This is a genomic window from Lysinibacillus sp. Ag94 (genome assembly GCF_023242215.1).
Lineage (GTDB): Bacteria > Bacillota > Bacilli > Bacillales_A > Planococcaceae > Lysinibacillus.
In genome coordinates this window covers 262,660-283,438 of record NZ_CP096780.1, presented here as the reverse complement: position 1 = coordinate 283,438, position 20,779 = coordinate 262,660, and the positions used below count along the sequence as shown (strand labels likewise).

Here is a 20,779-nt window from a genome sequence, read left to right as displayed (position 1 = left end):
TGCTAAAAACTGACCATTAATCAGTAATTATATTCCTGATCTAGTACGGTCTGTCGATTCACTTGTGGATCTTCGCACAGCTTATGATGATGAACCCTCCCATGTCTCTAGGAGTCTACTTACTCATACATTCCTTCATTCAATCTATGCAATAAGGCAGAGAAACTTCTACTAATTGTTTTCCCTTTGGCAGATGTGGGGATTTCACCCCATCTACTCGGCGATATAAAAAGAGTAGTTCTTCTGGGGATCTCCCCTTTATATCCATTGATAGCTGGATTATTTTGAAACACCATTGCCATTTTTCTGAAGCTTTTAAATACCCTGTTAAAATCATGGAAAAAGTGATCTAATCAACGATTTTTGTAGGGCATTTAAATATCTAGAACCTTTAGAACGCTTGATTAATTTTATGGTTCGTCTTAGATTTCATAAGATAGTCCTGATTGAGTCAATGGTCTTTGATACTCAAGCAACATATTAGAGGAGCTTTTTTTCAAGTTACCAAAAATCCCTCTAATAAAAATGCTCCATTAAGGAAATGGGTGAGGGTGTTTTTTCAAATAATTAGATTGTTCAATTGTAAAATATTCATTAATCCACGTGTCTTCCGCTCCTTTATAATACAAAGGTAAAACCCCATTTAAAAATGCTCTTACTACTTGAAAATTATATTGTTCTAAATAAGTTGGTTTTATGTTTATATACTCTATATCCTCTTTATTTAATTCATTAAGGATATTTTGATTTTCGAAGTCCCAATTTATAATTTTGTTTTTAGGTTGTATAAAATAGTGTTTGACCATGTTAAATTTTTCTTGATGATTTTCCGAGCTGTTATAAAAATCGATATGAAAATCTAACCCATTTTTGGCTGGATGGTGGTTCCAATTAAGATCTTTCAAATCAAAATAAAGACCTATTAGTAACTCTCCAAATGCTTTATCCAATGCGACTTCCTTGTCGGAAAAATCACTGCCAATACCCGTTTTTATATAAGGCATTTCTTTATTCAAAATATTTCGGTTAGAAATAATAACTAGAAAACAATTAATATTGTACTTATTATCCAAATATACAATTGAAACATTATAACCACTTTTTCTTAAATCTGAAATATATTTTTTAAATCTGCTTGGTAGTGAACTTTGATTTATTAAATATATATTATTTTTGTTAATCCAAGATTTCATTACAGCATCTCTCTCTAAAATTTCACATAACGCACTAGTTTTTGCATCATTAATAGTTGTATGTGCAGCAACACCATTTGAGTTACCTTTATTAAAAGAATAGTTTTCTCCTTCTTGTATACACATCGCGTTTAAATTAAACTTTTCATTATTATTCTTTTTAACAGGGAGAAATACGCAGAATCTCTCTAAACTTTCCATAATAGCTTTTGTTTTCGCAATTTCTTCATTCATATCAATCCCAATTGACATATCAATTGGAAAGTAATTTTTATTTATTAAACTCAATGGATGATAATAGTAAGAAAAGAACACAAAATGATCTTCAAAAAAATAATTTTTAAATACCGCTTTAATTGAAAGGTTAATATGGTCAATATTGCGAATTACGCCTATTGGACTTTTTAAACTATTAAAATTTATACTATTATCTTCTCCAATTTTTTTTTGTGAATTACACTTACATAAAAAGTGTTTAATAAAATTTTCTCCTTCTATAACTTTAAAAGAGTAACTTTCACTGTCAATTATAAGCAAATTATCTTCATATAAATTTTCATTTACTATAGATACTATTTGTTTAATTTCTGGTTTATAGTAATTGATTGCATCTTCATTATATTTTTCAATAAAATCTATTAGTTCTCTTTCATCCAGTAAATAATAGATTAAACATGAAGGACAGAACGGTATATCGGCATCCCTTTTGTAAGAAATAACAACATTTAGAAAAGAGACTAATGTTATACAATCATTTGAACAGATATCATCTTCGTCTGTGTGTATTTCTAAAACTTCATTATTTTTTATAACAAATGTTTTGTAGATATTTTCAATTAAGTCTTTTTTATAGAACATTAGAACGTCCACCTACCGCAATACAATGGATTATCCATTTTTTTTCTTTATTAAAGTTTAAAAGATTATCTTCAATTTTGCTTTCGATGTAACTCCCTAGGTTAATCATCTCTATGTCTAAATCATTTACACAATAAGCAATATTTTGTGCAATCATTCCTGCCTCAATAAGTGCAAAACGATAACCTCTGTCTCCATATTTTTGCTGATTTAATTGCGGATTATAACAAATAAATACAAAGCAGGAAACATTATCATAGTTAATGTCCTCTCCAACAAAAAATTCTTTAAAATCCCGGACATTGGAAATATATTGTAAATCCAAATCATGGAAATTAATTGAGTATATCCCTTTTTCAAACCCGGTCATATTTTGAAGCCCAATAAAGATTTCTAAAGGATAGCATCCACCCGCGGATGCTACAGTCCTACTTTTCCCATCGCGGATAAATCCATAAGCATACGCTAAAATTTTTATTAACTCATTTTCTCTTAAAAGACAACCATTATTAGAGAAATCTCTATAAGATTTTCTTTCAGATATGAAAGTTGGATATTTAATTAAATTGTATTTTTTATAATTAACTAATATTTTTTGCTCTTTTTTATTAATTATCCAAGGAAAATGATTTATTCCCATAGATGTTCTCCTATGAAAATAGGCTGAAAAATTAGAATTCCCTAATTTTAACAATAAATTATGTGTAATAAAAGTTTGAACAACTTCATTTGAAATTCGATTTTTTATTTGTTCTATTTCTTTAGGTCGATCTTTCAATTCAAGTAAATAAGAAACTTGCTCTGAAGGAAACTCTTCTAATTCAATCCTATAAAAATCATTTTCAAGTATTAAAGTGTTAGTCAGATGAATAATTTTTAATGAAGCTTCAAGCATATATAATGGCCCATTCACTTCCATTGCTATTCACCTATCGCTACTAAGTATCGTATATCCTCTTTTAATGGAACTAAATCAAATAAATCTACCAATTCGGTATCTCTAAGAGCCGGCGTTAAAAATGACTTTTTTCCATTAGAAGTAGTAGCCAGTATTATACTTTGAGCTAATTGTGAAACATCCATAAGTAAATTACGATAAGCTCTTTCATGCCTATATCTCCACATATACTTTTCATATTCAGCAGAGATAAATAGTACCACTGCTGCATTTTTCATTTCTGGTTGACCATAGCAATAATATCCAATATCTGATGTATCAATATTTGTTTTTAATTGGTGCAATCCATGTAACTCCATATCATAATGATAAATTCCTTTTTCTACACCTCTAACATTTGAAATCATTAAATATAATTCATTTGAAGAAAAAAGCGAATTTGTAAAAAGGGCTTGATCTTGTTCGATATTACTTGATACATATTTTCTTAATTCTCTGGCCTGAAACGTTCCGTAAAATAAAATATAACTTAAATCTTCAATAGATAAAGGTTTATCTTTAAATACTCTAGAAGTTTTTCTATTTAATAGAACTTCTGAAATAGAGACGTCCATTTTATTTTTTATATCCGGAAGTTTAATGTATTTCGTATTATATTTTTTATAAAATTCAGGTGAACTACTTACCTCTAATAAACTTTTGTACTCTTTTTGTTTTTTACTATAATCCTCTTCTCCCCCTATATCTTCAAAGTTAATATTTCTTGATTCTGTATAATGTATAATAGAAGGCTCCCAATCCATTTCCTTCCACGATATTTTTCTTTTATATACATCACTCTTTTGACTGATTATTAAATCATTTTCTACTAATTTTTTTACTAATTCATTTGAGATTTCTTCGGATAGTTGAAATTCTGCTTGTAAAAAAACTACAATGTTTTCTTTGTTGTTAGGAGTCTCTAAAAAATTTAACACAGAGAAAATAACATCTATATTAGTTTCGTATTTTTTATTATTATGCAAATTTACTAATAAAGGATTATCAAGAAAAGTTGCATACAAAAGTTCATTTTTATAATATATTGTATCCACTGTTTTTCCCCCTAAATTGCTGTATAGTAGATTATTCCTTCTATAAATCCATCAATATTTAAAAATTCCTCTATTTTTGAATCATTTAAACCAGAACCAATAGTATAGGTAGAAAGATTCAACGAATTTGTTACTATTCTGAAATTATACAAAATATGCCCAAAATCATAAAATATTACTTTATATGTTTTAGGCTCACGATACCTCCACCAATTTCTTTCAAAAATTGAAGTATGTAAAAATACGACTTTTGGGTCTTCTTTATAGTCAACTAATCCATAACAATTTTTATTGCAAAATTCAGTAAAATCACCTTTTTTCAAAAATATTAAAGAATGACTTTTAACCGAATAATGATATAATCCTGGCTCTAATCCTTCAATATTAAAAATAACTAAATAGCATTCAGAAGGATGCCTTGCCCCTCCAGATGGACTAGTTCTACGAAGAAGTGCCTGCGTTACAGGAAATTTAATTTTATTCACTTCACCATATGTATAATATAAAATTGAGCTAAGTTTGTATAAATCTATATTTTTATTACATGATGAAATGTTTACTAAAGAATCTTCATAAGACATGTCTATTTGAGATGGAGGTGGTAATTTTATTTCTTTAATGAAATTCTCAAATGTTTTATAAATCTTTGGTTCATCTTCTATTTTTTTATACTCCCTCATAGCATCTTGATCTCTTACATATGCTTCAGCTGTTGAATAATCTAAAACTGGGTAATCATATGTGAATTCATGGTAAAGTAAGCTATTTCCCCAATTATTTTCGATCCATCTCTTAGCTTTTTCTTCTTTTATATTCCCTTGTTCAACGATAAAATTGTGTACCTTAAGGTAATTCAATAATTCACTTACATCCTCTTTTATAATATTTAGTTCTTGGATGCAATAATCATAAACTTCTTCTATTAATCTATAGTCATTTAAAAAATCAAGTATCTTAATTATTAATTCATTACCTTCAATACTTTTTTTCGAGACAGCATTGGCAATTAGATAAGCGGTTTGAGATTTTTCAGAACTATAAATATAAGTAAAATGACTAGTTTTTATCAATTCTTTTTTTTGTAGTAACAAATTCATATTAAAAGCTCCTCCTTAACATTGAATAATAGGAGTTATCTTTAAAGATAACTCCTATTTCCAAATATTTACTTACCAGTACCAGTAACACAACCTTGGCGACGAGCCGCGTTAGTAACTTTAACTTCAGTAATTTTAATTTTTACTTTTTTTGTCATAAATGTCACCTCCCAAACTGAATATACTATAAATTTCAAATTTTGTAAACATTATAATTATATTGATTATAGTTATATTGTTTTTTCACTAGCGTCGCGTTGAAATAACAACACTGTTAACAAACCGGATTTTTAGATTTAGTGGCGCTATTTCATGAGAAAACTCCTTTTGAACACCCGCGGTAAATTAGCCCCTCGAAAAATATGATTTCAGTACGTTTCGGCTGAAGGCTAGCTTCCTCGTAATTTCTATTTTTCTTCTATATTTTGGTTCATCACCAAAAGTCGTGGGTGACAAAATTAGCGACATGTTTCTAAACGCAAACGAAGGAAAAAACGATCTTCATTTTCTATAGCCAAAACCACGTCTTTTGATGAGTTTAATTATTCGCGCCTTCCATCATGCTATTTGATAGCGATTTTAACAATGATATACAGCAATGTTTTTTCACGTGTTATTAATGTTTTGCTATTTAATAAACGGCACCAAACAGATGAAATTGATACAGTTTAAACCATTCTGGTCTTGATTTCGTTGAGGAACAATCGCCAAAATACGCCCTGTGTCGGCATTTAAAACACTGGTCGCATAGTTATGCCTTTTGCGCAAGGCAAAATCATCAACTCAGATAGCAGTAGCTGTAGCTATTACTTCTGTTAATTGATCAGACACATACAGGTAATACCAAAAACTCAACAGTCGTATAGGGTAGTTCATATTCACAATAGAACGACTTGACAAGCTCTCTACGAAACAAAGAAAATGACGCTTGTACAATCCCTAAATCAAAGTCATAGGTAAACGTGAGATCACAAGTCACACGACTGTGACGTGGAATCATCATCTCAATCCATCCGTGATGCCAAGCATAACCATGGTGAAAATTTATAGAAAATCAACCACAAGTTTTTGTGATGAACCTAAATAAAATAAATTCAATAATAAACTCCCTTTACATTTCTAATATTCCACTAGAATTTTTCATGGATTCAGTAGAAACTTTGATTGAATGAAAAAACACAATGCATTTCACTCTGTGGATATTTTCTTTCATACGGATAATTTTCAAATTAATAACGCAATATAAATAGAAAACCCGAACTATTATGAAACACTAAATGGTATTTCGTAATATAGTTCGGGTTTTTCAACAGCTAAAAACCTTTTGTCCCAGCTTCTTTCTTACCCCAGTCAATAGTTTTTTTTAATGCTTTGTTTAAAGAGATCAATTTTTGCTGGGGCCGTCCAAAAAGCCCAAATAAAAATGGATTTGGTAAACGAGTAGTTTTCCGAATCCATTTTGATGTTTAAGGAATTGGCATAGCGTTTGCCCGTCAACTTCCTTAAAATATGTGCCATGGCAATCAATCCGAATTCCGTTCGGGTCTTTAATAGACCACGCAATAGAAATCGCATGAACGACAAACTACCCTTGAGATTTCCGAACACTCTTTCAACATCTACTTTACATTGTGCATAAAGTTTTGAAAGTTGCTCGCCCTCAAGAGCTGCTTTCGCTTTCATTTCTTCATAAATTGAATTTCAAAGTACTTGGCGATTGACTTTTACTTTTGTACACTCAGATTTGGATGGACAATCACTACAGTCTTCACACTCAAAAATTTTGTAGTCTTGGACCAATTCATCCCTTGTTTTCTTTTTTAGATACTTCTTAAACACGACAAGTTGTTAGTTCGAACAAATGAAGCAGTCACCTTCTTCAAGATACAACCATTTTTTCACGTTTTTCTGATCATTTTTAAACAAATGCTTTTGCTCTTTTAAATAGGTATTATATGGAGCGACTAGCCGGAATTGTGGTTCTCCTGCTCGTTCTTCCTTTTTTTTAAATAATTTTGTTCACTCGCATAGCCGTCATCTGCCACCACCATTTTATAAAGAAAGAATTTTATCTAGATTTTAATAAATTTAAGAGCTTATCAAATGGGAGCAACTTTTTTTGGTAGGCTTTTATTTATGTGCAAATCATAAAAATAATTATGTGCAATTTTAAAATGCAAGATAGTATTGAAATGAAAATCTTTTATAATATTTAGGTTTTATGTGCATGCCGTTTTTATAGAGATACTCCCGTATCAGTAGCCACAATGATTTCATTGACATCATTACGAGTTAATTGTGATTTAACTGCATTATATTGCTTACCTGTTTGTTTCATCACGACTAGCTTCATTCGTTCTGGCAACATTGGAAGGTCGTCCAAATTCCATGTTTTATATTTATTATCGTAGGCTTCTGGATCCGCTAACGTCACTAAGTGTCCTAATGCCCAAGTAACTATATATTTGTCACCTTCTAAAAATCCGTTCCCCTTTTTATTACATTTCAAGACATTTGCAATATCACGTGCCACTGAAGGTTTTTCAGCAATAACTACACTTTTAACCATAATTCCCGTACTCCTTTACTAACTATGTACTGTCTAATATACCATAAGTTCGGGGTAGAAATTGGTTAGAGCTATCTCTAATAGTCATTGCATGAGAAACAAGGGGGAAATGATCAAGTTCCTCACAGAGCTGGGGAGACGAATAATTTAAGGCTGTTTTCTAAAAGATTATTGCTTTTAAAACATAAAAAAAGAGTAAATCTACAAAATGTGTAGAATCAACTCTGTATTTTGGTTTGATATTTCGTAAATTTTAACTAAAGCACCCGTCGTAGAAAAAGAAAGCTTTAATTTTCACTATTATTTACTGACCAATTTAATAATTTCCGATTTTCCGTTCCACTCCAATTTGGCCTCAATCTTCTCATTTTCAGTTGTATAAACTTCACAACCTGTACATTCGACATTACCGGAATGTATATTATTTTCTTCGTTAAAAGTGTCTTCAGCAATACCAATATCAAGCGATGCACTCTTTATTTTATATGCGAATACTTCAGGAGCCGGTTCTTTTCCAATATATTCAATTGTATATTCTCCTAATTCTCTTTCTTTAGTCACTTCAGTTTCATACTTAACAACCCAATTGTTACCTTCTCCATTAAAATTATATTTTTCCCCATCACCTGAACAAGCACTTAAAATCAATACTGAAAAAAGAAATACTGGACCTAAGATTTTATATAATTTCACTGTTCTCCTCCTAAATAATATTTCTTTAATCTTTCACGTAAACTTTAATACTTTGAACACCCCTGCACAGTTAATTTAATAAGAAAGAGCAGCCTATGTACTCAACGGTCCTCAAAAATAGTTTCTGACAGAAAACCCCACTTGTATAAGTGGGAGTAGTTCAAGTTTCGCCCATAAACACAAGTAGTAAAATTGACAATGAAACGCCAATGACATAAATCCCAAAAACAACCATAGGGGAATACTTCCAAATTCCTTTTTCTCTTTTTTTAAAGCTCTGAACACTAAATATTATTCCTATGACGAACATAATAGCCCCAACAAAGAATAGCCAAGCAGTATTAAGTTGAAAGTAATAAAAACATGCTACACAAATAAGTCCTACTACAGAAAATAATGTTGATAATATCCCTTTTTTACTGAGCATCGCTTACCCCCTCCTTAATTCTATAATTACTATAAGGACGAAAGAAGTGAATGTCGGTTCCAATTTTAACTAATTTCACCATTTAAAATCTATAGAATCCATTATTGCTTATTGGGCTACACTACACCGTTAGTTGAAGAGCAACAATTTAAAGAGCAAATTCACGTTAATTGTGAATTTGCTCTTTTTCTATGCTTCAAATAAAAATATCGAAAATGGACTGCATACTCAAACGCTCAAAACATATGCTGAGTTAACAGAATGTTCACAAAATCGAAAGGGGATGAATGAATGGATGCTCGAACTTTCAGACCTCGGAATGTGATTTGTATGACAATTGTCGTTTTTGTATCGATGTTAATTGGTTACGGTATATATATTAATTTTATTGATGTTCCTTTTCCATGACGGCCTTATTTCTTTAACTGACTTAACAAGAACTTTCGGTTGTCTAGTATGCGCTGATCTTTTGGCTTAAATTTACGTGCTTCTTCATTATGCTGATATGCATTTTCATAGAGGCGTAAGCGATTGTATAACAAGCTTAGCTGTAAATGTGGAAGCCACGTGGAATAAGCGTGCTTGTGTATAGCCATTGTCTGCTCTATAGGTTGCTGTAATGCTTGCGAATACCAGTAAATAGCCTCTTTATTTTTCGATTGTTCCATAAAAAAATGACCGATTCGGCAGCATGTTTCTGGTCTTGGTCGATCATATAATAATGACTGTAAAATAGTTTGTGTTGCTTGTTTTGAGTCATGTAGCTGTTGGTAGCAATCCGCTAAATTTAAGCAAGCTTGAATTTGATCATCAGCTGAGCCTTTTGTGGAATCTAGGAAAATATTATAATGATTGATTGCTTCTATAAATCGCTTGTGGAATTTAAGCTCATTTGCGTAATGAAAAGTTTCTCTAGCTGAAAATGGGTGCCCTTCTTTCTTTAAACGCTCATAAATAGTAATATTGCGATGAATATCACTTTTTCTTGGTAAATGTGTAATTGCTATATCGCTATGATAGAGCTGGCCTGTTACATCTAAATATTCATGGACGGCACCCTGCCACTGAAAATTACGCGCACGTTTTACGAGACGAAATCTTTTTTCACTTGATTCTACATAGCCATCAGCATCCAGCGTTACAAAATAATCCATGGACACAGCATCGACATTAGGATGAAAAAGAGATTGTTTAAGTTGAAGAAACTTTTGCTGATGTTCTGTTGTGATCACGTCATCAGCATCAAGCCATAAAATAAAATCTTTCGTCGCTTGTTGAAAGGAAAAGTTGCGAGCTTTGGCAAAGTCATCGCACCAAGTAAAGTCGAAAATTCGTGAGGTATAGTTCCGGACGATATTTTTTGTACGATCAGTTGAGCCTGTATCAATAATATTGATTTCATCCACTAAATGTTGCACGGAGTCTAGGCATCTTTCAATAGTACATTCTTCATTTTTAACAATCATACATAAACTAATCGTAAACATCGGTCCCCTCCTTTTTTTGTAATAATATATGCAAGCTTAAAAATTTAACGAGGCTATTTACCATTTAATCACCTAAATTATTTAATTTGTCACCTAAATTTTTGTATTTATCACCTAAATTATTTAATTTGTCACCTAAATTTTTGTATTTATCGCCCAACTTATCCATCAAAAAACGAACGCTGCACACGTTCGTTTTTTATCTTATAAGTACTTTTCACGCCACTTTTGTTGTTCTTTTTCTGAAAGCTGCTGTTCTAGGTGCGAATCCCATTGGTTTAACAGTGCATTCCATACTCGAACGAACAAAATATCTTGTTCTTTATCGTGAAGGACAAATTCAAGGCATGGGATATCATTGATTTGTTTAGCGTCTGTTTCAACAATTTTGGAAATTATTTTTTGAGAGGCTCCAGCTTCAGCTTTTTCTTCATCCTCTTGCTGTAGCGCTTCTATTAACATTGCTTCTTCGAATTGCTCCTGCTTCTCAGCCTCTTCATCCACATAGCGATATAATTCTGGTAGGTCATCATATTCTTCTATATTGTCCCCGTCGACAGCAAGAAATGCAAGATGGCATGGACTGTAGTAAAGGGTAGCCATCTCCACATCTAGCTCCTCTTCGAAGATGCCACGTTCCAGCTGCTGCTGTCCTTTAGCGGTTAATCTATAGAAGTCTTCCGTTTGCTCAATAAGACTTACTCGGGACATTAACGATACTAAATCCTCAATAAATAACGGATCAACTAGTAATAGCTCACTTAATTCTTGTGCGTTTGCAAAATCCGCTTCCTGTATGCTCATTAACAGCATTGTCATCAAGACATCCATAGTAGAACGACGAACTGGCTCATAGGTCACTTCTACTGTTCGAATCGGGATGCACCATTCATCGGTTTTGACGATTTTAATATTTCGATTTTGCTGAAGTTCACGCATTAAGCGCTGCTGTAATTTTGACAATCTACTTCACCTGTCCTTCATGATTACGCAAGCCGTTATAGGATTTCACGGTCTCTAACAGATTGCTATACATTTCTCGTGTATCTGGATGCTTCGCTCGTTTGGCAAACATCTCAGCACTTCCGACAAGTAATAATAGTTCTCGAGCACGAGATAAGGCAACGTTTAAACGACGATAATCTCTTGCAAAGCCAACGTCTCCCCCTTTAGGCGTATTACGTACCATACTCACTAATATGACATCCATCTCCATACCTTGGAACTTATCGACTGTCCCGGTTCTAAATTGAAGATGTGGTAGCTGTAATTCCTGTTGTAGAAGGCGATTAATTTTCTTAACTTGCTCCCCATAGAAACTAATTACCCCAACACTTTTTTGTGCATCTTGAGGCATGTGGCCAGCCGTTTTAGCTTCAATAACAGCCTTGTTCATATCTATTAAAATACGACGAATTGTTTGTAATTCACCCTCGTTATAACGACTCGTTCCGCCCTTTACCTGCTCCTCTAGATAAGGTTTTTCAGTTGGAATATCAATCCATAGCAAATGATCATCTCGGTTCACAAATTGGCCTTCTAGGCAATGGTCTCGTGCTGCATCCGAATCTGGTAAACCACATTGCAGACCGTTTTCCTCTTTCGCGTAAAACGGTGTAATACTGTGCATAATTTTTTCATGCATTCGATACTGCAATGCCAGCATTTGCTTATGTGTTTGCGGTAAATTATTAAATAAACGTTCAAACAGTGATTCACGCAGTAAATTTTTCAACTCCTGTGCGCCGTCAAAGTTTGGATTTTCATCGAGCATCGCCTTTAACGTTTCTTCCAACGTATCATCTCCAAGTAGTGGAGGTAGCTGATGATGATCGCCTACTAAAATAACTTTTTTACCTTTAAGCATTGGCAATAATAGCTCTGGTGGTGTTGCCTTCGAAACTTCATCAATAATAACAACATCAAATGTCGGGTAATTCTCCATAAACTCCTTACTTGCCGAAGCAACGCATGTTGTACCGATCACATTCGCATGACGCACATATAATTTACGAATTTCATCTAAATCGTATTCAGTAGCATTTTGTAGCTTGTCACGCCATTGCTCTTGTAATTTTTTGCGAAGAGGTAGTTGCTGTTCCTTGCGCTGTAATTCCACTATTGCTGTTTTCGAGGATGCAATTGCTTCCACTACTTCCTCGGAAGTGCGCTCTGGTGTTGATTGTAGAAGCCTTGTGCATGCTGTAAGCTGCTTCTCCTTCTTCAATCCAGCTATATTAATTTCTTTTATATTTTCTTCTAATTGTGTTAGCTGTAGTTCAATCTCTTGTAAGTTCGTCTGCGCTGTTTGAAGTGCCGCTTTCTTTGGTAGGAGCTGTGAATTAGCGTGCTCCACTGCCTCAAGTTGTTGACGTGCTGTTTGAAGTGAAGATTTCGATTGTGATACGAGCATTTTTAAATGTTCTACAGACTCTTCTGGCTCAGCATCAATTTGGAATGCCTCAGCTAACTGCTGAAGTCGTTCTGTATGCTGTAAAAATGGCTGCAATTGTCGTTGCAAGCTTTGGACGTCAAAGCTAGTAATGGCGCATTCTTGATGTAATAGGCCTGCAATACCTTTACGCAAGGACTCAAACTCCCGATCTTTATGATCTTGTTGTTGTTTAAGAGCTACACCCTTTTGCCAGACAAAATCACGACGCATATATAATCCGAGCAAGAAACGCTCAATTTGCTCGGCAGGTGGTGTTTGATCATCTTGAAAGGCTGTATTGAGCTGTGCAAAAACACCTGTTAGGTTTTGCAATGAAAACGATTGAACTTGCTGCACTCTACTTTTAGCAAGGGCACGTTCTTTTTCTTCATCGGATACTAACGGTTCAAGCTTTGCGATCGCTTTTTGTAGACGTGAATTGATGGTTGCCCACGCCTCTAAATCTTTGGCATCCTCTAAATGTTGCAAACGGCTAATCTGCTGTGACAGCACATAGGATGGGCGAATGTGATAGTGCTGTAAAAATCGTTCAATTCGCTCATAGGACGTTAAATTACTAATATATTGTTCGGCTTCCTTCATTAATTGAAGACGATTATTTTCCTCTTCATATTTCGATTGGATATCTTTGAACTGCAGTGCTAAATGCTGCTTTTGCTCTTGCAGCTCCTTATATTGAGCAGCTGCTTCCAATTGCTCAATTTTTTGAGTAGTTTCTTCTATAGTAAGCTTCAGCTGCTCTATAGATGGGCTTTCAGCAAGGGTTTGCTCAAGCGACTTTACAGCAGGCTCGATTTGCGCCAGCTGTTTTTCGTAATGCTCTTTATGTGCCTCATTCTCCTGTTGTTCAGCTTTTGCTGCCTTTAATTCTTTCTTTAACGCTTGTATTTCCTGCTGTAAAATTGGCTCATCTATTGCGGCCTGCTGTTTTGCAGCTATTTCCTTTGTTAACTCCTCAAGCCACGCCTCAAGCTTTGCTAGCTCTTCTTCAGCCTTGATAATACTTGATTTTAGTTCTTGCTCACGTTCTGTAAAAGCTGTTATTTCCTCTTCAATCGCTACGAGAGTTTGCTCACGCCAATGAAGCGCAACATTTTCCTCAATAAACTTTTTACCCTCTTCTTCTATGCTTTCCGTTCTACCGTAACGTAAAATTCGAATTTCTTGATTGGAAAGAAGTCGTCCTAAAGCATTATCAACGGCGAGATTTGATTGGGAAGCTACGAGTGTTTTTAAGCCCGCCTTAACATTTTGCTGACAAATTTCAGAAATAACAGTTGTCTTACCTGTGCCAGGTGGTCCTTGAATCACATACAAATCTTCAACAGACAATGCTCCTAACACAGCCCGTCTTTGATATTCGTTTAAATTATTGTGAAAAACAATATCCTCTCGAAGCTTGGATGCTCGGACAGTTGGGCGTTTTTCAAATAGTATTGTCTCTAAATTAGGGTTAACTGCCTCGCCTTTTTCTAGTTTTGTAAAACCATTGCGTAATCGTCTAATTTGACTCAATGTCGCAAAATTACTAAAGCTCGCTTGCTTTGAACGAAGGTTAAGTTGATCCTTACGTGCTAAATCCTGCACAAAAGGCTTTAAGTCAATTTCTATTGTCTGCTTTCCTGCATTCGCCTTCAATACTTGTCCAATTTCACCGCGTACCCCTTGAATGCTCACACTTAACCCTTCAAGCTTCTTCCATTCCTTCGATTTTATATAAGGGCAGACAATTGTCAGCCTAGTAAAATCTTCGTTAAAATAGCTTTGCTTAAACTCTGTATGAATATCATCAATGGTCGCATCGCGTTCTTGAATTTTTAAATAGCCTTCCCAGCTTGATATACGCTTTTTCACGTATTCTGTGCGTTCCTCAGCTATCGGTAGCGCTCTTATTTTTGTATGAAGATCAAGCGGAATCCCTGCTCCATTATTAGGTCTTGTCACAAATTCTAATGCTGCTGGTAAGCGTCGGTTCGTATTGATTGGGCCTCGCATATGTACAAAACGAATATTTGTAGCTAGCAATCCTTCAACCTTTAGCACACAATCCATAATGGCTGTTTTCTCAGCAATGACGTCGGTTAACTTTTCATTTTGCTCCGCATTAAAATAAATCGATAAAAATGTTTCACCAACTGTTTTTGCTTTGCGCTTTTCGATATAGACGGTGAATGTTTTTTGTAAGGCAAAAAAGGCATGCTCGTTTGCTGAGCATTCCTCTACCGCTTCCTTCGCCTTATTCGTCAATATTAGACTACAGCGTTGTTTTTCTAGTATAGCGATGTCCTGCATGAGCAGCCCTCCCTTCCGTTTCACTAAAATCCTATTTTATCACATCGTAAAAGGATACTTGAAAAGAAAAATCCCCTGCACAGTGATTTCTTTCCACTGCGCAAGGGATGAATTTTATGTTAATGTTGATCAATCGGTTCTTTCGGTAATGTTTTGCTCATTTCACAGTACTGTACAAAAACACGAGCCAATTCACGTAAACGATTATGAACATCTTCATCGACTATATGATTATTTGCATCAAAGTGAGATGTGTGTGTGTATACATAGTTCGGAGTTACAAGTGCACGGAAGTAGTCTAAAATTGGTTTCAACTGATTCTCTACTACTAAATGGTGCTGATACGTACCACCATTTGCCACAATCGATACAGGCTTATAGCGCATTGTTTTCGGATGCAAGAAGTCAAATGCGTTTTTTAAAACGCCTGGAATCGATGCTTGGAAAATTGGTGTAGCGATAATATACGCATCCGCTTCTTCGAACTTTTGAATCATTTCTTTCATGTCATCATTTAACGGTGAACCGTCTACAATTTGATGCTTATATTGACTAAAATGCATAATTTCTAACTCGAAACCTGCATCTAATTCTTTAATATATTGCTCCACTTGTTCTAAGATAACACCAGTTTTACGACCAAACATTGTGCCATCAACGAGTAAAATTTTCATTTTCGCTTTGCCTCCACATTCATTTCTACAATAATATTGTAACAAATGAAAAGAGGCACGGAAAGAATTGTAGTAGTTAAAACCGTAAATTCAGTCTTTAGGCGGAACGGTGTTTACACAAGAAATATTGCTTCAGAAAGAAACTTCAGCATGTTGATTACTTGTTATTAAAATAATATAACCACTTTCATCCATAGTTAGAGAGGCTAATTTTCGCTACAGGCTACTTGCTTCGGGCGAGCGTCGAGCCGCTTCCTCCGCTACAATCAGCAAAAAGTGAATATATATTACATGTAATAAAAAAATCCCTTTTTAGATAATTATAAACCTATATTTCCCTAATCAACGTGCCTGATATGTTCATTATTATTTTATTCATCACCAAAAGTTAAGGATGACATTTGTTAAAACATATACCATATGTAAAATGATTGTAGTGGAGATTGGGCGACTCCTTAGGGATCACCGCGTCACTGATGAGACCCTCCAGCGAAGCGGCAGCTACAAATGTTTTCTGTAGCGAAAGCGAAGCGGCAGCTACAAAGCGCCCAGTCGGAATGGAAATCAACTTCACGTTATGGTGATGAACGTTTTATTTATCCTCACGACGTTGGAATTTTACTTCTTTATCTACAACGGTTTCCTCTATTTTATATTTATCTCGATTAATAATGACTTCACGATTTACTTTATCTTCTTCATCGTTAGCACTGTACTTATTCCAATTAAATAATGGCTCTCTTGAAACATCATCATCCTGCATTACAGGGAAATCTAGCTTAGCCAATTCCTGTGATGGATAAATTGTAACTGACTGTTTATTACCATACAGCGCAATAATGATCATCGCCTTCGCAACCTGGGAAGCTTCTATAGCTCTTGAACGCTTTAATGGCCCAACTAATAATGGCTTTACTAATTTTAAAGCTTTCTCTCCCGCCTTTTCACCAAAGCGAAATTCCTCTCTATCGCCAACCAATAGAGATGGGCGAATAATCGAAAGTCTCTGTAAGCCTAGCTCCATAAGATCATGTTCAAGCTTCCCTTTCACTCGATTATAGTAAAATGGCGAACTTTCATTTGCACCCATCGCCGTAATGACTAACATATGTGGGATTCCTCGATTTTTTGCTAATGAGGCAATCGTTAACGGATATTCAAAATCAACTTTCTCAAATTCCTCACGTGATCCTGCCTTTTTCATTGTTGTTCCTAAACAACAATAAAGCTCATGTGCAAATTCGATATCTTTTTCCTCTAAAGTATCAAAATTACGAATTTTCACTTCTAGCTTTGGATGCGTGAATGCTAGCGCTCTTCGTGCAATAACCGTAACTGAAATGTATTCATCATTTTCACATAATTGTTCTACAAGAGAGGTACCTGTTAATCCAGTAGCCCCTACAACAATCGCCGCGCGCATTCCCATTGGTTGTACCCCCTTCTATACGGAACAAAAGTTTTGCTGAAAAACTTGCAAACTCTACTTTATTTATCGGTCAAAGAAAGAGCTCTTACTCATTTAATTTTAGGTTTTTAGCAATTATACCTCGGTAAATTTGATTTAATAATCCTAATTTTTACACATACTTGCCCATCATTCACCATAGTTTAAATAGACGGATGAAAGGATGGGATACATTTGCAAAACGAAATTCAAACAACGGAACTAAAAAAGACGATTGTTTTCATTATTGAAAGCTGTATCGATAAAGGGCTGTATCCTTTTGAACGGGTTGCAACGCTGGCAAAGCTACTTACAAATCAAGAAGTTTTCATATTTGTAAAGACCCCTTCAAACGATGGAATTCAAATTTTAATGAATGAAAATCTCTCGCCAATCTTATTTGAACATTTCGATGAGCTACCAAAGCAAATGAAAGGTATTCAGCCTGATTTAATTGTAAGAGATGGTCGTAACTCCGAAAGCTGGCAAGTACAAAATTTACGACCGTTCTGCAAAACTATCATTCATTTTGATGATTTTGGTGAGGGTGGCCAAGCCTGTGACTGTGTATTGCTAGCACTCTATCAAGAAGTTAAAGATTATTTACCATCCCATTATATTGGGGGGAGTTTCAACTTCGCATTACCACAAGCTTTTCAGAAGTTTGATGATAGACCCGACAGTAAAATACCTGAAAATCCACCTCATATTGTTGTTGCTTTTGAGGATGGGGACGAGCATAACTTAACCTACCGTACTCTTCGACACTTAACGCAGCTACAAATTCCACTACAAATTACAGTGATGATTGATGATAGCTATCGCCACGCAACCGATGATCTGCAAATGATGGTGCTTAGTCGTCGTAATACCGCCATTCTTCGTGATAAAAACGCACTTCTAAAATTATTACCAAAAGCAGATGTAATTATTTGCAATGCTAACTATACACCTTATAAAATCGCCTCTTATGGTGTACCTTGTATTACTCTTGCACAAACTGAGGCTGAGCTATTACATGCCTTCCCTCGCGAACAGAACGGCTTTATTCACCTTGGACTTGGTCGCAAAATGAAGCAATCACAAATCCAAAACGCTGTTATGGAGTTTTTATTACATGAGGCCCGAAGCGAACGTGCTGTAAAAAAACAACGACAGCTCAATCTAGCAAATAACAATGAAGCACTACAGTCATTACTTTTAGATTTCGCTTACGATCGACACAATATCGCTTCTACTTAGTGATTCTTTGAAGGTGGATATGATACAATATAAAAGAATTTCATCTTTAATTATAGAAGTGAAATCAAGCAACATTAGTACCCGATTGATAGTAACTAATAAGCGGTGGGGGATACAAAAACCTCCATCGCTTTAACTTCTTCAGCGGATGTCAAGGAATCGAAATTTGCCACAAAGCCGATTCCGGACGCAATTATGCCGAGGCATAATGGATACGCATTCGCTATACAACTATACACATAAAGGAGCCATCATCATGCCATCAAAAAGTGATATTGAATATCAAATTAGAGAGTTAAAAATGGATTATATGAATTTACAAGGCGACATCGAGAAGCTTGAATCTACAGGTCATAATGATCAAGTAGCAAAAGCAGAGCAACGTCTTGCAAATATGGAAGCTACGCTAGCGCAATTAAATAAACAATTAGCAGAACTATAAAAATGATATCGCGGTCATAAAATAACTTAGGCCGCTCTCTCGGAGGAACGTATATGGCAATATTAACAGTTGAAAATTTAGGTCATTCTTTCGGTGACCGTACACTTTTTAAAGATGTCTCTTTTCGTCTAGTTGAAGGTGATCATATTGGTCTTGTAGGTGCAAACGGTGTTGGTAAATCAACATTAATGGGCATCATTACAGGTCAAACAATTCACGATACTGGTAAAGTTGAATGGCTTCCAGGAACGCATTACGGCTATTTAGATCAGCACACTGTATTGACAGCTGGCCGAACTATGCGTGATGCATTACGTGACGCATTTCTTCCTTTATATAAAAAAGAAGAAGAGCTTAATGAAATTACAGGAAAAATGGCCGAAGCAACACCTGAAGAATTAGAAGATTTACTAGAGCAAATGGCTGAAGTGCAAGATGCTCTGGATGCAGGAGATTTCTATTCTCTTGATATGAAAATTGAAGAGGTTGCACGCGGTCTTGGTCTTGATGCAATTGGCTTAGAACGTGATGTTGCTGCCCTTTCAGGTGGTCAACGTACAAAGGTTTTACTAGCTAAGCTATTACTTGAAAAGCCCAAAGTATTATTACTAGATGAGCCGACGAACTATCTGGATGAAGAGCATATTACATGGTTGAAAAACTATTTAAAGAACTATCCACACGCTTTCTTATTAATTTCGCATGATACCGAGTTTATGAACGACACGGTGGATGTTATCTTCCAACTAGAATTTTCAAAATTAACTCGCTATACAGCGACATATGAAAAGTTTTTAGAGCTTGCTGAAATCAATAAGCGCCAGCATATTGATGCTTATGAAAAACAACAGGAGTTCATTAAAAAACAAGAGGATTTCATTGCGAAAAATAAAGCTCGCTACTCAACTACTGGTCGTGCAAAATCTCGTGCCAAGCAGCTTGACCGTTTAGAGCGTATCGATCGTCCTGAAACAGCTGTAAAGCCTGAATTTGGCTTTAAAGAAGCACGTTCTTCAAGTCGTTATGTAGTAGAGGCTGAAAACTTAGTCATTGGCTACGACAAGGACAAGCCGTTACTTCCTCCACTTACATTTGCGATTGAACGTGGGGAAAAAATTGCTTTAGTTGGTATGAACGGTGTAGGTAAATCAACATTATTAAAAACAATGTTAGGCAAAATAAATCCGCTAGATGGAAAAGTAATTCGTGGTGACTATCTTTACCCATCATACTTCGAACAAGAAGTAAAAGCTGAAAAAATCACTCCTATAGATGACGTCTGGAATGCCTTCCCTTCAATGGAGCAAGCACAAGTACGTGCGGCATTAGCACGCGCGGGACTAAAAACAGAGCATATTACTCGCCCTCTTAATTCTTTATCTGGTGGTGAGCAAGCAAAGGTTCGTTTATGTAAGCTCATGATGGATGAAGCAAACTGGCTTCTATTTGACGAACCAACAAACCACTTGGATGTCGATGCAAAAGATGAGCTAAAACGTGCCATGAAAGAATTTAAAGGCACCATCGTACTAGTAAGCCATGAACCTGATTTCTATGAAGGTTTAGCAACAAAGGTTTGGAATGTTCAAGACTGGTTTACTTCAGGACAACAAAACTAGAAATATTATTAATATGGGCAGTTACCGCTGTGATTCATGGATCAGTTCGGGGCTGCCCTCTTTTTTGTCTAGAAATCGAGTGTCAATTGTAGCAATTTGGTGGTTCTTTGAGCTACATGTGTAGTTTTTTGACTACATGCGTGGTTTTTTGAGCTGTCTGATAAAGTTCCTCGCCTACCAGAGCGGTTTCTTGGCAAAACCTTATCTGCTCCATAGCCTACCCGAGCGGTTTCTTGGCAAACCCGATCTGCTCCATGGCCTACCAGATCTGTTCCTTGTCCAACTCAATAAT

General features: G+C 35.1%; 14 protein-coding genes and 3 pseudogenes. 3 read left to right on the top strand and 14 right to left on the bottom strand.

What is annotated here, in order from left to right:
- Positions 1–533 precede the first annotated feature (533 nt).
- The 14 genes and pseudogenes from MY533_RS01300 to MY533_RS01240 form a co-directional block, all read right to left on the bottom strand.
- Positions 534–2,051: a YcaO-like family protein gene (locus MY533_RS01300; RefSeq protein WP_248717726.1), complete on the bottom strand. Its 1,518-nt coding sequence runs from the start codon at positions 2,049–2,051 to the stop codon at positions 534–536.
- A complete protein-coding gene (locus MY533_RS01295) occupies positions 2,041–2,970 on the bottom strand; it encodes a SagB/ThcOx family dehydrogenase (RefSeq protein ID WP_248717725.1) in 930 nt (309 codons plus the stop codon). The genes MY533_RS01300 and MY533_RS01295 overlap by 11 nt, the downstream gene beginning before the upstream one ends.
- Positions 2,971–2,972: 2 nt before the next feature.
- A complete protein-coding gene (locus tag MY533_RS01290) occupies positions 2,973–4,043 on the bottom strand; it encodes a SagB/ThcOx family dehydrogenase (protein WP_248717724.1) in 1,071 nt (356 codons plus the stop codon).
- An 11-nt stretch (positions 4,044–4,054) separates the two neighbouring features.
- Positions 4,055–5,140, bottom strand: a complete 1,086-nt coding sequence (locus tag MY533_RS01285) for a SagB/ThcOx family dehydrogenase (RefSeq protein WP_248717723.1) — start codon at positions 5,138–5,140, stop codon at positions 4,055–4,057.
- 627 nt (positions 5,141–5,767) lie between these two features.
- Positions 5,768–5,911, bottom strand: a pseudogene (locus tag MY533_RS22260) (hypothetical protein); the annotation flags it as partial.
- 579 nt (positions 5,912–6,490) lie between these two features.
- A pseudogene (locus MY533_RS01280) lies at positions 6,491–6,979 on the bottom strand (transposase).
- Between the two features lie 409 nt (positions 6,980–7,388).
- Positions 7,389–7,709, bottom strand: a pseudogene (locus MY533_RS01275) (toprim domain-containing protein); the annotation flags it as partial.
- Positions 7,710–8,009: 300 nt separating this feature from the next.
- On the bottom strand, positions 8,010–8,402 hold the full coding sequence (locus tag MY533_RS01270; RefSeq protein ID WP_248717722.1) for a hypothetical protein: 393 nt from the start codon (positions 8,400–8,402) through the stop codon (positions 8,010–8,012).
- Between the two features lie 160 nt (positions 8,403–8,562).
- Positions 8,563–8,829 (bottom strand): hypothetical protein, encoded by a 267-nt coding sequence (locus MY533_RS01265; RefSeq protein WP_132360138.1) that lies wholly within the window; start codon positions 8,827–8,829, stop codon positions 8,563–8,565.
- Between the two features lie 413 nt (positions 8,830–9,242).
- On the bottom strand, positions 9,243–10,316 hold the full coding sequence (locus MY533_RS01260; protein ID WP_248717721.1) for a glycosyltransferase: 1,074 nt from the start codon (positions 10,314–10,316) through the stop codon (positions 9,243–9,245).
- 204 nt (positions 10,317–10,520) lie between these two features.
- Positions 10,521–11,279, bottom strand: a complete 759-nt coding sequence (locus tag MY533_RS01255) for a hypothetical protein (RefSeq protein ID WP_248717720.1) — start codon at positions 11,277–11,279, stop codon at positions 10,521–10,523.
- 1 nt (position 11,280) lies between these two features.
- The gene (locus tag MY533_RS01250; protein WP_248717719.1) at positions 11,281–15,063 is read right to left on the bottom strand and encodes a DEAD/DEAH box helicase; all 3,783 of its coding nucleotides are present in this window, start codon (positions 15,061–15,063) and stop codon (positions 11,281–11,283) included.
- A gap of 119 nt (positions 15,064–15,182) precedes the next feature.
- Positions 15,183–15,737 carry an NADPH-dependent FMN reductase gene (locus MY533_RS01245; protein ID WP_248717718.1) on the bottom strand — a complete coding sequence of 185 codons (555 nt, stop codon included), beginning with the start codon at positions 15,735–15,737 and terminating at the stop codon, positions 15,183–15,185.
- Positions 15,738–16,329: 592 nt separating this feature from the next.
- Positions 16,330–17,166, bottom strand: a complete 837-nt coding sequence (locus MY533_RS01240; protein ID WP_248717717.1) for an NAD(P)H-binding protein — start codon at positions 17,164–17,166, stop codon at positions 16,330–16,332.
- A 213-nt stretch (positions 17,167–17,379) separates the two neighbouring features.
- Between MY533_RS01240 and MY533_RS01235 the strand changes: the two genes are divergently transcribed.
- From MY533_RS01235 to MY533_RS01225, 3 genes are all read left to right on the top strand, one after another.
- The gene (locus MY533_RS01235; protein WP_132360126.1) at positions 17,380–18,426 is read left to right on the top strand and encodes a PseG/SpsG family protein; all 1,047 of its coding nucleotides are present in this window, start codon (positions 17,380–17,382) and stop codon (positions 18,424–18,426) included.
- A 256-nt stretch (positions 18,427–18,682) separates the two neighbouring features.
- The gene (locus tag MY533_RS01230; RefSeq protein ID WP_132360124.1) at positions 18,683–18,868 is read left to right on the top strand and encodes an SE1832 family protein; all 186 of its coding nucleotides are present in this window, start codon (positions 18,683–18,685) and stop codon (positions 18,866–18,868) included.
- Positions 18,869–18,921: 53 nt separating this feature from the next.
- The gene (locus MY533_RS01225) at positions 18,922–20,487 is read left to right on the top strand and encodes an ABC-F family ATP-binding cassette domain-containing protein (RefSeq protein WP_132360122.1); all 1,566 of its coding nucleotides are present in this window, start codon (positions 18,922–18,924) and stop codon (positions 20,485–20,487) included.
- The last annotated feature ends 292 nt before the right edge of the window (positions 20,488–20,779 follow it).

Coding starts and splice junctions, on each gene's coding strand:
- MY533_RS01300 (WP_248717726.1), bottom strand. CDS start 2,051: ATGTTCTATAAAAAAGACTTAATTGAAAATATCTACAAAACATTTGTT.
- MY533_RS01295 (WP_248717725.1), bottom strand. CDS start 2,970: ATGGAAGTGAATGGGCCATTATATATGCTTGAAGCTTCATTAAAAATT.
- MY533_RS01285 (WP_248717723.1), bottom strand. CDS start 5,140: ATGAATTTGTTACTACAAAAAAAAGAATTGATAAAAACTAGTCATTTT.
- MY533_RS01265 (WP_132360138.1), bottom strand. CDS start 8,829: ATGCTCAGTAAAAAAGGGATATTATCAACATTATTTTCTGTAGTAGGA.
- MY533_RS01260 (WP_248717721.1), bottom strand. CDS start 10,316: ATGTTTACGATTAGTTTATGTATGATTGTTAAAAATGAAGAATGTACT.
- MY533_RS01250 (WP_248717719.1), bottom strand. CDS start 15,063: ATGCAGGACATCGCTATACTAGAAAAACAACGCTGTAGTCTAATATTG.
- MY533_RS01245 (WP_248717718.1), bottom strand. CDS start 15,737: ATGAAAATTTTACTCGTTGATGGCACAATGTTTGGTCGTAAAACTGGT.
- MY533_RS01240 (WP_248717717.1), bottom strand. CDS start 17,166: ATGGGAATGCGCGCGGCGATTGTTGTAGGGGCTACTGGATTAACAGGT.
- MY533_RS01230 (WP_132360124.1), top strand. CDS start 18,683: ATGCCATCAAAAAGTGATATTGAATATCAAATTAGAGAGTTAAAAATG.
- MY533_RS01225 (WP_132360122.1), top strand. CDS start 18,922: ATGGCAATATTAACAGTTGAAAATTTAGGTCATTCTTTCGGTGACCGT.